The organism is Paenibacillus sp. USHLN196 (assembly GCF_037144955.1).
Lineage (GTDB): Bacteria > Bacillota > Bacilli > Paenibacillales > Paenibacillaceae > Paenibacillus > Paenibacillus xylanexedens_C.
Genome location: NZ_JBBCYH010000009.1, coordinates 180,468 through 194,304 on the forward strand (window position 1 = coordinate 180,468; position 13,837 = coordinate 194,304).

General features: G+C 48.3%; 8 protein-coding genes. 4 read left to right on the forward strand and 4 right to left on the reverse strand.

Going from position 1 to position 13,837, the window contains the following annotated elements; all coding sequences use genetic code 11:
* Positions 1–217: 217 nt before the first annotated feature.
* Positions 218–2,539, reverse strand: coding sequence for an AraC family transcriptional regulator (locus WFI24_RS21745; RefSeq protein ID WP_336764155.1), 2,322 nt, complete (start codon positions 2,537–2,539; stop codon positions 218–220).
* A 363-nt stretch (positions 2,540–2,902) separates the two neighbouring features.
* Between WFI24_RS21745 and WFI24_RS21750 the strand changes: the two genes are divergently transcribed.
* Positions 2,903–5,614: an S-layer homology domain-containing protein gene (locus WFI24_RS21750; protein WP_336764282.1), complete on the forward strand. Its 2,712-nt coding sequence runs from the start codon at positions 2,903–2,905 to the stop codon at positions 5,612–5,614.
* A gap of 630 nt (positions 5,615–6,244) precedes the next feature.
* Here the strand turns inward: WFI24_RS21750 and WFI24_RS21755 are convergent.
* Positions 6,245–7,132, reverse strand: coding sequence for a hypothetical protein (locus WFI24_RS21755; protein WP_336764157.1), 888 nt, complete (start codon positions 7,130–7,132; stop codon positions 6,245–6,247).
* Positions 7,133–7,243: 111 nt separating this feature from the next.
* Between WFI24_RS21755 and WFI24_RS21760 the strand changes: the two genes are divergently transcribed.
* The 3 genes from WFI24_RS21760 (at position 7,244) to WFI24_RS21770 (ending at position 10,507) form a co-directional block, all read left to right on the forward strand.
* Positions 7,244–7,672, forward strand: a complete 429-nt coding sequence (locus WFI24_RS21760; protein ID WP_145325615.1) for a GNAT family N-acetyltransferase — start codon at positions 7,244–7,246, stop codon at positions 7,670–7,672.
* A 321-nt stretch (positions 7,673–7,993) separates the two neighbouring features.
* Positions 7,994–8,626: an NAD(P)-dependent oxidoreductase gene (locus WFI24_RS21765; protein ID WP_145325614.1), complete on the forward strand. Its 633-nt coding sequence runs from the start codon at positions 7,994–7,996 to the stop codon at positions 8,624–8,626.
* A 201-nt stretch (positions 8,627–8,827) separates the two neighbouring features.
* A complete protein-coding gene (locus WFI24_RS21770) occupies positions 8,828–10,507 on the forward strand; it encodes an NAD(P)H-hydrate dehydratase (RefSeq protein WP_336764162.1) in 1,680 nt (559 codons plus the stop codon).
* A gap of 478 nt (positions 10,508–10,985) precedes the next feature.
* On the opposite strand, the gene WFI24_RS21775 is transcribed toward WFI24_RS21770, so the two are convergent.
* Both WFI24_RS21775 and WFI24_RS21780 read right to left on the reverse strand, forming a co-directional pair.
* Positions 10,986–12,638, reverse strand: a complete 1,653-nt coding sequence (locus WFI24_RS21775; RefSeq protein ID WP_336764164.1) for a methyl-accepting chemotaxis protein — start codon at positions 12,636–12,638, stop codon at positions 10,986–10,988.
* Positions 12,639–12,664: 26 nt separating this feature from the next.
* Positions 12,665–13,672, reverse strand: a complete 1,008-nt coding sequence (locus tag WFI24_RS21780) for a BMP family lipoprotein (protein WP_336764167.1) — start codon at positions 13,670–13,672, stop codon at positions 12,665–12,667.
* Positions 13,673–13,837: the final 165 nt, after the last annotated feature.

A 13,837-nucleotide genomic window follows, 5' to 3' on the forward strand; every position in this document is an offset into this window, starting at 1 on the left:
TCATAGCAGCTCCTTTACTAATTTTAAATTCTATATAGCTTCAATTTAACATTTACACAATAACGGAGAGGACAGAAAGAACCTGAAGAAGCGAAGCGTGCGCCTTTATTCCCGGATTTCCCCTTTAGAATAGGGATCAAAAGAAATCTGGGAATAACAGCGATCGGAAGGTTATTCTGTCATCGGAGTGTCCGTGTAAATATTTCTTTAATTGAACCTATATAGATCCCTGTTCCATTAGACTGCGCATGAAGTTTTTCGGTGTACAGCCGTGAATTTCTTTGAACTTCTTAATGAAATAAGCAGGGGTACGGTAACCAACCGTATTTGCGACCTGCTCAACCGTAATTTCGCGTTGTGTCATAAGTTCTCGTGCACGTTCCATCCTCTGGTTCGTTACATATTCCGAATAGACAATCCCGGTTTCTTCCTTGAAAAGTTTGCTGAGATATTTAGGGCTGATGAATACTTGTTCTGAGACATGATCCAGCGTGAGATCGCCCGATAAGTTCTCGTGAATATAGGCTTTGACCGCCGAGATGGTATCCGCACTCCGTACCTCGCTTCGCTTCTCCATATGCATCACAAACTCGGTCACGAGATGGATCATCCATTCCGAATAGCGGTTGATATTGTAGAACAATGAAAATTGCTTGTACAAATTCAATGAACTGGCATCGGTGGGCTGCCAACGCACCTGACTGATACACTCAGAATAAATGGAGACCGTTTTTAATAATATGATTCGACTGTATTCAGCTGAATACATGCCTTCCTTTATCGTCGCGACCAACGCCTGAATGGCCTGAACTGTGCCGTGCACATCACGAGTCTGCAATTTTTTCTCAAAGTTTACGAGGTATGTGTCCGAAATTTCCAAACTGCTGGTTTCCCTGTTCAGAAGATCAAGATCCTGAATGGCAGATTGATCGGGAAAGAAATAGCTATATCGAATCAAGGTATTCGCCTGATGATAGCTGGTGTGGATCTTCGTGAAATGCTCTACCCATCCGCCCAGTGATAATGCAAAATCCAGACCGAACCTGTTTCTTGCCTCAGTGTGAATAAAGTCCACAATGTGATCAGAGAGAGGTTCTTCGGGTTGGTTGGTACAGATAATTACTGCTATTTTGTGATCCTGCAATTCCTCTGCCAGCAGTTGAGTTCCGTCCATTTCTGCGATCTCCAGCTGCTGGATCATCGTATACAACGTATGCTGCAACTGTCGTGGCTGCAGATCCTTCCACTTCTCATTGACGGGGTCAATGACGATACAACGGAAGCGAGAGTAGGCCATTGAAATGTGAACAGATTGCAGTTGCTCCGTAAGTTCCTCGGGTGTGAATCGATTATTTAACATATTGAGCATGATGCTATGCTTAATCATTTTGTGATTGGCTTGCAGTGTTTCCTCCAGACTATCCACTTTGTTGGACAGGCTGTTAATCGCCGTATCAATGAAGCGATATTCATTCTGTTTGAGGCTGGTGGGGCTATCCATCCGGCTCCTGATATTATTCAGGATTCGCTTTAGAGGGCTATAATTGGCGGTCGTAAAGATGGACGACATCGCAATCCCCACCGCGATAGCTAACAAGCAAAGAAGAATTGAGATTTCTTTCAAGCTATCCAATTTATTATAGAAACTTTTATTGGGTGTGGTGGTGTAAATCCGCCATCCATTCCCTTTGAATTGATCTTGGGACACGACATAAGAGCCATGGTTAAATACAGGCGTGAAGCTCTCATCTGAAGAATGAATGGAGAGCAACGACTGAGATAAATTCTCCTCTGTGGAGCTACCTAGCAAGGATTTGTCTGCGGCAGAAATGACGGTCCCGTCCTGATCTACGATTAATGTACTATCATAGTCGGAAGGAATCATATTTTTAATGATCTGACTGATCGCTGATTCTTTGATATCAATGGCAATCATGACCTTACTGTCTTGTCCAGAAGATTGAAACGGGTAGCTGTGGACATAGGAAATCAAAGGATTCACGTTGGTCTGATCAGATGATTCGATATACGCATCTTGAGGCACCATGCGAGTCTGCATCCATAAGGAGCTTTCTTCAGTTTCTTTCATCGCAACAATCCAATCCGTGGTATGATCCGCAATCGAAGGCGTGTCCTCATAGAGCAACAGCCCATATACAGATGAGATCATCCAATGGTTCTTCGCATCGTACACATGAATGGCTTCAATGAGGTCGGAATAATTTTGCACCTTATTTTGAAGTAACTGTTCGATGTCCAGAATCTTGCCATGGTTTCCTTTGATGTTATCTAAATCAATACTGACAGAGCTGCCCAAAGCCAGAGAAAGATAGACCTGATTCACCTTCTGGATGACGGAGCTTTCAATATAATTGACGGTATTTTTCAGCGAGAGCTGATTATTGATTCGAATTTCTTTGCTGTATTGATGGGAGAAGAAGAGATATAAAATGGAACCGAAAAGAAGCGAGATGACAAGGACAACAGCGAGATAGGAAAAAACCATCCTGGATCTCACAGACTGAAATGGCTTACGCATCTTTTTTCCCCCTTCACTTCTCGTATCTAAACAACTTCATCATTATATAGTAGGCCGAGGACTAGAAATCATGTTGACCGAAATTTAACAAACTCCCACTCCATAATTTACTTTCAGTTAATAAAGCGTTTACAAAAGTGGGTACTTTAATTGATAAATGTAGTATCTAACCCCATTTTTCTTGGATATAAGCTCCGGAACGTACGATTTTGATATAAAACGGAATTTGTTCTATAGATGCGAAACGCTCCCTAATGCTACAGTAACGGCAGATCAGACATCTGTATAGAGTCTTTCTTACTCATTTGCAGATGCAGAAGCAAAAAATTAATTTACTATAATGGGAGCGTGTATTTGCAAGCCATGAGAAAACCACTTAAAAAGTCACTGGCACTACTTCTAATGTTGTCTATGGTAGGTCCGACATTTGCAGAGAAGAGTTTTGCAGCCGATCAGAAGATTCAGTTCTCTGATATTAAGGGACACTGGGCGGAAGCAAATATTCAAGCCTGGGGTGATGAAGGATTAATTCGAGGTTACCTGGATCGTTCATTTAAACCGAACACGTATATTACTAGAGCAGAATTTATGAATTTGGTAAACGGTGCCTTTGGATATTCCGGACAAGCTAAAATTACCTTTAACGATGTGTCTGAGAGTGCATGGTATTACGAAGCAATTTCTATTGCAAATGCGAATGGATATATAGATGGATACACCGATGGCACCATGAAGCCGCAAGATCCGATCACACGTCAGGAAGCAGCTAAAGTGATCGCTGGCATTCTGAATTTGGTGTTAAATGAAACAGCTGCGAATGTGTTTAGTGATTCATCGTCTATTGCGGTGTGGAGCAAGGGAGCTGTAGGTGGAGCGGCAGCAGCTAAAATTATTGCCGGCTATGCAGATGGAAGCTTCAAACCGCTTAATTCCATTACTCGTGCCGAAGCAGTGTCTGCGCTCGTTAAGGCTGTAGAAACGGATTCTACGACAGCTGCCAAACCAGCTAAGCCAAAAGGAACGGCAACCGTACTGAATGTTAATCCCCCAGCAGATGAAGCTCGTTTATCTGCCGTGGAGCATGGAGCCAATGCCGGAGACGACACCTTGAAAAATATTGCTGAAACCAATCCGTTTATTGATATTTTGGACGGTTTCGATCAAGTATGGTCCATGAACCAACCCGAATGGAGAGATGGAACAGCGGCAACAACACCTGGAGTTAATGATAAGGTTGCAAAGTATGGCGATGGACCGACCCCATATTATGACGGCTTTAAAAACGATCCAACAGTAGCAGTTGCTGATCAGAAAACATTTGCGAATGCAGAGATCCGAAATAAAGCGACTTGGGAAGCCAATATCAAATATGTAGAAGATGTCACGCAAAACCGCACGGGTGAAGAGGCTTTGGCAGCCTACTACGATGACCAAAGAGATAAGATCTATAGCATGATCGAAGCCTTTGGTCCGTTGGCTAATACGTATGTAGATGTCGTTAAGCCACAGACAAACGTTGAACGAAGTGTGGAAGAGATGAGTATTTTATTGACAGAAGAAACGACGGAAGATGAAAGTCAGGGTATCGGAAGTGACTGGGCTAAAACGGAGCTTGCCGACATGGTCGCTTTAGTTGATCTGGTTCGATTCAAAATTCCTGCCTCATCTAACCCAGCGAAATACTTCTACTCTTCCCCAAGACCATGGAGAATGAATTCAAACGGAGAAGTGAAAGAGGTTGTTGATAGTAAAGGACTGCCTGTATGGGAAAAATTGGGTGAAGGTGAGACGGAAGAAGTACCTTTGGCTTCGGGAGGAAAGAAAACAACAGGTGAAAAACAGTACCAACAATATGAAACGAACGTTGAACTTATTCCTGCATTAAGCTATGTCAAACGAATCGCTGAGGATGGAAGAGGAAAAGACGGCGGATATCCAAGCGGTCATACAAGTGCATCATACTTATCCGTGCTTCCTTTTGCTTACGCTACGCCAGAACGATTCTCTGAATTCTTAACCAGAGCAGCTCAGATGGGTGAGAATCGAATTGTAGCAGGGATGCACTCACCGCTTGATGTTATAGGTGCAAGAATACAAGCAACAGCTATGACTGCATATGCATTCAATCAGGCTGAGAATAAGGAATTGTTAGAGAAGGCCTATGAAAATGCAGGAGAGGTATTTGGAGCAGAAGCCAAGGAAAAAAATATGAGTTTGTATGAATATGCACACACCGTAACAGAGGATTATAATTTCAAAAGTGCATACGATGAGGATAAATGGGAAGATCACGATGCCAATAAAGCCTTCTATAGAGAAAAGCTGACGTACGGTCTACCACAAACAGGAACCAAAGGTTTGGCTCCAGTTGTACCGCAAGGAGCAGAAGCTCTGTTAGAAACACGCCAACCGTATTTAACAGATGAGCAACGCAGGGAAGTATTGTATACAACATCCATTGATTCCGGTTATCCTGTCCTGGACGAATCCAAAGGTTGGGGTAGATTGGATCTGGTATCAGCAGCGGATGGATACGGTGCATTCTTGAACAATGTAACTGTGGATATGGACGCTTCCAAAGGGCGATTCAATGCAGAAGACTGGTGGAGAAATAATATCACGGGTACAGGAATGCTTACGAAAAAGGGCACAGGAACACTTACATTGACAGGGGAAAATAGCTACACAGGCGGAACGTTACTGCAAGCTGGAACACTGGTAGCTGAATCTGCGACTGCTTTTGGTACGGGTGATCTGTATGTAGAAAATGGAACAGTTGTCGTCGATGTTGACGGAGCACTCAACTTGAATAGAAACTTTACCATAGATAAGGGTACGTTGGAATTGGTTGTGACTGATGACAAAAGTCAACTGAATGTTGGCAGAAAGCTCTATATTGATGGAGGAAGTCTGAATCTGGACTTGTCCAACTATAAGATCGAAGGTTCCAAAGATATTACGTTAATCACTGCTAATGGAATTACAGGTGAGTTCGACAGTGTAACTGCAGATGGTTATGACGTGACTGTCACGTACGAAAACGGTCGTGTCATTGCACATGTTGTAGCCAAATAAGTGAAGTAATTATCCATTATATAAAGTGAACCCAAGACTGTTACACATGCCACTTCGATGACAGAATAATCTTCCGATCATTCTTCGCAAGAAAAGATCATAGGAAAAGGGCTGAAACTACAATGTAGTTCCAGCCCTTTTTGCGTATAGACACGTTGTATATAGAGGGTGTTTTCAACACCTACTGAAAGCTGAGGCATAAATGAAAGGGTCCAGAGTAGGCAAGCGTGCATACTGAATGTATGAGTGAGCCAAGCGATCAGGACGTCGCAAAAGCGACGCGCTAACGAATCTGAGGCATCTTATTCATGGATTTGAAACACCCGCAGGAATATAAGGAATCTGAGACTCGTTATATCGTGATGTACGGCATTTTATAGCGTTTTTGTAGAGAGATTTTGGGGAATAGCGTGTCTGATGTTCTTTACAATTTTGAAAGAGGACGTAGAGGCCATATAAGACGTCCTGAGTTCTTTAGAAAATCGTCTGGCTATTCACCAAGATCACCCTGCCTGGACCTTAAGATTTTATGGACGCTGACATCCATCATCGTATAGATTGCCTGAGTTTGAAGACACGCCCTGAACGAAGAAAATCCAGCCGAGAAGGGTGATGGGCTGGATGCGTAAGTTATTCGCCGGTGTTGGTACCAGGATTACGACGTGTATTCACTTCAATCTCCGTAGAAACTTCCTTCGTTGGTTCCAGTTCGGTATGCCCTGCATATGGACGATCACTGCGAGAGCGTGTTCCGGTCAGTCCGAAACCTGTGGTGAATAAGATCAGTTGTAGTCCAAGGGCATAGGGGGCGGCAACAAGTCCAATCAGATGGATCAAGGAGCATAGCGCAATTAGTAAAGAGAGCGTTTTGGTGATTGTACCCGACGTATCCTGACGTGGGCTGGCCCAGAGCAGATAACCAAACATTATTGTGATCATCAGGGAAACCGCGCGAATCCATGGCAACATGCTGTCCCATGAGTCCACAGGGACGGCCAACATCCGCTGACGAAATACCAGATCTGCGACCAGAAACCCTGTGGCTGCTACTGCCGCTGGTTCGGCTATGGGCCGAAGGATCGTCCAGATTGCTGTGCCCCAATGGTCTGCTTGTGTATCCCGGCTGAGTTCATCCGATAATACGGTGCATTCTCGTTCCAGTGCTCTGTGCATGAGTCCAAGTTTGGCAGGGTCATGTTCCTTGATACAGTCACGGATCTGATCCTGTAGTTGAGGGGAAAGGTAAGATGCAGCTTTGCAGGCTAACATTGCCGTTATCAGATCGTTATGTTCATGTTCCGACGGTTCATATTTCCGATTTCCCTGGATGGTAAGTTGTCCCAAGAGGGCTGTACTTATGTATAATGTATCTCGTATCCTTCTCATTCGCCTTTCGTGGCTACGGCGAACTTCAGTGGCAGACCATATGTATATCCCCAGAAGCAGTGCTATGATTCCAAATAGCACGGCCACAGCGCCTGGACGCGATGTTAGATCTTCAATCCAACGTTGAAACACACTTTTTCCTCCTTTGCACCAACTTCACGTATCATGAAACACGCTTCACGTAAGCTTTCTCTCACTATTACACAGGAAGTAGATGAATTCAAGCAGAAAGGGGCACAATTCATGGATCATGTGAATATTGAACACACACCACCCGCAGCAGTGGAGTATCTGGCCTTGCGGCAGATTGCCGGCCTTAGTCCAATGAGCAGAGAGGGGGCTGAGATTGGGCTGCCGAATAGTCTGTTTGCCGTATGTCTGCGTGAAGAAGATATGCTGGTAGGCATGGGGCGAGTGATTGGAGATGGCGGTTGTTTCTTTCAGATCGTCGATATTGCTGTACACCCGGATGTTCAGGGAATGGGGTATGGAAAACTGATCATGAGCGAGATTATGAATTATCTGCGTGAAGCAGTACCTGCCCGTGGTCTGGTCAGTCTGCTGGCGGATGTTCCGGCTGATCGCCTGTATGCTCAATTTGGATTTGAATACACCAGCCCGAAATCGGAGGGCATGTGGTGGAGGCAGGGAGAAGAAGGACCGACTACCTAGCGGAACGGAAACTGAAATTTTGAGATAAGGATAAACTTTATGTCGTATGAAATTATCTTAGTACAGCCGCATTTAGCGGCTTTTTTTCATGATTCGTGTTGGGTGCTGGCGGAGAGAGGGGATACTTAAGAGTGTTGGTGCTTCTTCCGCTAGTTGAAGTAAAGATTATTTTTCTACATATAAGCTGTAAGAGATAGGTTTACAAGTTGTTCACATCCGGTTTAAGATGGCGTGAGCCGTTTAAGGTATATAACAATAGGATTAAGTATTAAAATAACGGTAAGTTGACGAGATGATATTTACAGAAAAGAGGGATTGAATATGAAAGTTGCGATTTTTGGAGCAACCGGAGCGATTGGCAAGACGATACTGTGGGAGTTGATGGATCGTGGTCATGAAGTGACTGCGGTAGTGCGTGATCCGTCGAAGATTGAGATGGTACATGAACGTTTGCGTGTAGAACAGGGAGATCTGATTAACCCGGATCAGGTGGCTGATTTTGCAGCAGGACAAGAAGTGGTAGTGAGTGCGTATGGACCGAAGTTTGGAGAAGAAGAAGAAATGCTGGAAGTCACACGCTCATTAATTGAAGGTGTGCGCCGTGCAAAAGCAGGGCGTCTGGTTGTGGTTGGTGGAGCAGGAAGCTTGCTGACTGATTCCGGTGATATGCTGATGGATACGCCGGGATTCCCGGAAGAAGTCAAGCCTCTGGCGAAAGCTCATGCAGCAGCATACGATCTGATTGAAGCATCGGATATTCACTGGACGTATATGAGTCCTGCTGCAACGATCACAACAGGACGGCGGACAGGCCAGTTCCGGGTTGGCATGAACCGGGTGATTACGGATGATATCGGGGAAAGCTCCATTTCCGTTGGTGACTTTGCAGCCGCTTTGGTGGACGAACTGGACGACCCACAGTTTATTCAATCGCGGTTCACGGTCGGTTATTAAGCGTAGACGCGCTTTGGAAGGCTGAATGACTAGGTCTCATTTACGGGGATCGATAGAGCTTCCAATGATACATGGAGCGCATCATGGTAACTGGATGTGGTAAGGGAGAAAGATGGCGGTACACGTGTAGGATGCAGTGTTTAGGTGCGAAGTTGTTGCTTTTAGATATGAGATGAACTTGTCTCCGGGGAGGGATGAACGTTGTTTATCGTAACGGCTGAACAGATGAGGGCTGTAGACGAGTATACCATTCAAAAGTTGGGTATTCCTGCTGTGAGTCTGATGGAGAATGCAGGACGAGCCATTGCTGAGGAAGTGATCAAGCTGTGCCGGGAAGAGCAGGAAGAAGGCTGGCTTGCGGATTCAGGGCACCTTGGCTATAGCAGCAAGACAGATGCGCGGCGGGCACACACTGGGCCCGGTGATCGGCACGGTTATGGTGGCGACATCATCGCCGATCCGGCGCTGGTGATGGAGCGCCCTGGTGATCAGCAGTGGTACATGCTGATCGGCAAGGGCAATAATGGCGGCGACGGACTGGTGGCGGCGCGCCATTTGGTTGAAGCGGGGTTTGGCGTGACATTGGTCTACGCCGATGCCCCTGAGGTACTGCGGGGCGAAGCCGCTGTGCAACGGGATGCCGCTGCGCAGCTCGGCATCCCCGCCCTTGTCCACGGGCGCGAAGCCGTGGACTTCAGCCGGTGCACAGGCATCGTGGATGCGCTGCTGGGCACCGGCTCGCAGGGGGCGCCGCGAGGAGCTTACGCGGCGCTGATCGAGGCGGCGAACGACAGCGGCAAGCCGGTCGTGTCCGCCGATGTGCCGAGCGGGCTGGACGCCGACACCGGAGAGGTGTACGAGCCCTGCATTCAAGCCCGGGTGACCGTATGCCTCGCGCTGCTTAAGCGCGGGCTTGTGCAGTACCCGGGCGCTTCTGCCGCGGGGCGCATCGTGGTGCGCGCCATCGGCATTCCCGCGCGCCTTGCGCCAGAGCATGGCCCCTCGGTCCGTCTGCTGACGGACGAGGTGCTGCGCGGTGCGCTGCGCGTGGATACAGGCCGTCTCCGGGCACCGGACGGCCAAAAGGGCACCTACGGCCACGTGTTGCTGGCCGCAGGAAGTCTGCCGATGAGCGGCGCAGGGCTGCTCTCGGCCAAGGCCGCGCTACGCGCAGGCTGCGGGCTCGCCACATGGGCGCTGCCCGCGGTACTGCTGCCGCATGTCATCGGCACCGTGCCCGAGCTCATGCTCGCTTCCGCCGCCGATGGCGACAGCGGCGAATGGAACGCGGCTTCCGCGGGCGCCGTGCTGCGTCTCGCGGAGAGCCGCGACGTGCTTGCGACCGGCCCGGGCCTCGGCCGCTTCCAGGGGGACACAGACTGGCTGCGCCGTCTGTGGCAACAAACGGATCGTCCGCTCGTCATCGACGCGGACGCCCTCAACATGCTGGCAGACGCTGGCCCACATGGGCCTCGCGACTGGGGCCAGCGAAGTGCGGCGACGATCCTGACGCCGCACCCTGGCGAGATGGGCCGACTGCTGGGCATGTCGACCCCGGAGGTGCAGCGTGACCGGATTGGACACGCTGCACGATACGCCCGCGAGCAGGGCGTGACCCTTGTGCTCAAAGGAGCACGAACGGTCATCGCAACGCCATCCGGCGAGGCGTATATCAACACCACCGGGCACGCCGGCATGGCGACTGGCGGCGCCGGAGACGTATTGACCGGCATCATCGCCGGTCTGCTTGCCCAAGGGCTCAGCGCGGAGCAAGCCGCCGCGTTCGGCGTATATCTCCATGGACAGGCTGCCGAACGAGCAGCCCTGCTACGAGGCGATCCATCATCCCTGCTGGCTGGAGACATTATCGACGCACTGTGAGGACGGGACAGGTGTGGGACAAGTTCACGATTTTGGGCTACTGCCGATGACGACTCAGATCCAAACTCAAAATCTAACGAACCTCATCCACGTTATTTCTGTGTATTTCAGAGAATATACCTGAAAAACCGGGCTGAATTAGGGAATAGAGTGCCTGAGATTTGTTAGTTTTTATAATCTGCAATTAGTGGCCCAATAAGGCTTGCTCAGTTCGTTAAACGTTTGGATCTGAAACGCTGATGCCTTGTTATCAACTTTCGTGTCTGGTTACCGACTTGCGCGTGTCTTAGGAACAATGGTTAGATGAAACAATGATTTGTTACTGAATAGGGGAGCCCTGTCATGATTCATGACGGAGGCTCCCCTTTATTTGTTGTATGTTCATGCTGCCTGATCTTGGCTCACCTATAACCTGTATCTAACCTGCATTTAAATTGCATCCCAACTACGTCCGGTCCGAATTTTTCCGGCATCCTGCTTACAGCCGGAATCGAAGCAGTTCCTGATGCATCTCTGCACTGATATCACGCAGTGACTTGACCTTAACACTCGCATCGGCGAAGGAACGTTGTTGTTCGGCCGTGGAGGCCGTAATCTCTTCACTGCTGGCGGCCGACTGCTCAGTGATGGCACTGATATTTTCGATGGCCTGCTGCACCTGTGTGCTGAGTTCGTTCGAATGCTGCATGTCCTCCGCAAGCTGGTGGATGCCGGTGCTAATGCGCTCCACACTATCACGAATGGCGGAGAAGGATTCCCGGGTCTGGCCTGTAGCTTGTTCCTGTTCGCTGAATAGCTGCATGCTCTGCGCTACAGAGTTCTTCACCTTGTCCATGGAGGTTGTAATCTCGCCAACTGCCGCATAGATATGCTTGACCGATTGCGCAGACTGTTCGGCGAGCTTGTTCACCTCTCCAGCTACGACAGCGAAGCCGCGCCCGGCTTCTCCGGCACGAGCAGCCTCAATGGATGCATTTAACGAGAGCATGGTCGTTTGCTTGGCAATCTCCGATACATATGCAGTCATCGTGGTGATTCGAACCGCGCTGTCTTCCAGTTCCCGGACCGTCTGCTCCACCTCGGACATCGCCAGACGATTCACTTCAGCCAGGCGGAGTTGTTCCGCAACGGCCTTATTACCTTCTTCAACGGTAGTTAATACTTCACGGCCATCGATCACGGATTGGGATGTAGCCTTCAGATTACTATTGAAGGTAGATTGCATCTGGTCCACAACGATGACCGTTTCACTCAGGTCCTCGGCAATCTTCTGACTGCCAACCGCCAGTTCCTCGGTTGTACGGGATACTTGCTGCACAATCGCTTGAGACGTATCATTCCCACGGTCAATGTCTTGCGCCATCAGATCGACACGATGACCTGCTGCACCGATCGATTGAATAATGCTGCGGATATTATGAGTCATGATACGGAATGAATGGCTCAGGTCATCGAGTTCATCTTTGCCCCGAGCTTCCGGTAATTGCAGGGTAAGGTCACCATCCGCAATCTGTCCCGCCGCGTCTTTGAGTGTACGAATACGCCGGGCGATCTGGCGTGAAGTATACATATTGAACAACATCACGGCGACGAGCAGTACGATGGCTCCGCCGAGAGCGACTTGCCACGTTTGCTGGATGTCACGCTCCAAATCGACGGTATATTGATCATATCGATCTCGCGTTATTTCATCCAACGAATAAATATCGTTCTGTATGCCCCGAACCCGTGTGCTGTAACGCTTGGCTTCTGCACTGTTCATTTCGGTCATCGCTTCGGTGGCTCCCTGGTTCAGAGCTTGTAATTTTGTCTGGATGGACTGAATAAGCTGCAACTGCTGATCCGTTTCCAGTAATCCGCCTGTAAGCTCCTGGATCATCGATTGTCCTTCATCCAGCAAGCGGAGTACGGCATCCTGATTTCCTGCTGTCATGGAGAACGAATAAACATCCAGTGCCTGCTGGGTTTGAATCTGATTGGCATTCAGTTCACTAACCTTAAGCATGGCAGGGACCAGATTTTGATTTTTGGCATTCATACCGAGCAATTCCATGATGATATAGGCTACCAGCGCAAGGCATAGAAGTAGCGAGATCAGAGCATTAAGTATCAGTTTTCCCTGTAGTTTCATATGCGTACCTCCTCGAATCCGATGGGTTATTGATCAAGCGTAATTGTGATTTGACCGGAAGAGATCTGCTTTTTCAGATCATCGAAGGTTTTCTGTTGTTCATCACTAAGCGTAATATTATGTAGAGCAGTCAGACCTACGGCGTTCTCTGCCAGCCCCTCCACGATTTCCTTTTGAGGGAAGGTGTGATTGTTTTGAATAAACGAGTTAACGGCATTATAGATGGATACATCCACATTTTTCAGCATGGATGTTAGAATGGCTTTTTCCGCTAAAAAGAACTGATCCGTATCTACGCCAATGGCGTATTTCCCTAATTTCTGAATCTCCGTCAGTGCACCCACGCCTGTGAGACCGGCAGCTACGTAGATCACGTCAGCGCCCTTTTCCTGAATCATCTGTGCAGCGAGCTGTTCACCCAGATCGGCATTGCCGAAGTCCCCTGCGTAGACGACATCCACTGTTGCATTCGGCTTGACAGCGAGGACACCTTGCTCAAAACCCTGCTCGAAATTGCGAAGAACGGGTATCTCCATGCCGCCCAAGAAACCGACACGATCTTCTGTTGAAGCCATAGCGGCAATAACGCCTGCCAGATAACTTCCTTCTTCCGCCCGGAATGAGATGGAAGCAATATTGGATAACTCGGACTTACTGTCAATCATGAGGAACTGCTGGTCAGGATATTTGGCTGCAACCTTCTCCATATCCGCTTGGACCGTATCACTCAGGCCGATAATCAGGTCGAATTTGGCCACCGCAAATTCCTCAAATGCAGCTTCAGCAGATCCATTCTCGCCCGGTTCGCGATAGTCAAAGACAATACTTTTCTCGTCTCTGGCCTGAACCAGCCCATCAAAAGCAGCATCATTAAAGGAGCGATCGCCCAGGCCAACCTCCGTAAGAACAATACCGACTTTCGTTCTGGTATCTGTTGTCGTTGTTGTATTATTGGCTGAACAAGCTCCCAGCATCAGCACCGTCAGGATCATCATTAGGGTGAGGCCTGCGCGGTTGCTCTTGTTTGTTTTCATGTGTGGTACCCTCATTTCTGTAGTCGCTTTTTGCTGATTCCAGGTGTTCTTCAGATGTGGAGAAATATGCATATATGGATGACACGTATGGTGAGATTCCCCTTTATCTTTATCGGACAGAAGGGTACTGTGATTTATGGTATTCACTGAAAATTTACGAAAATC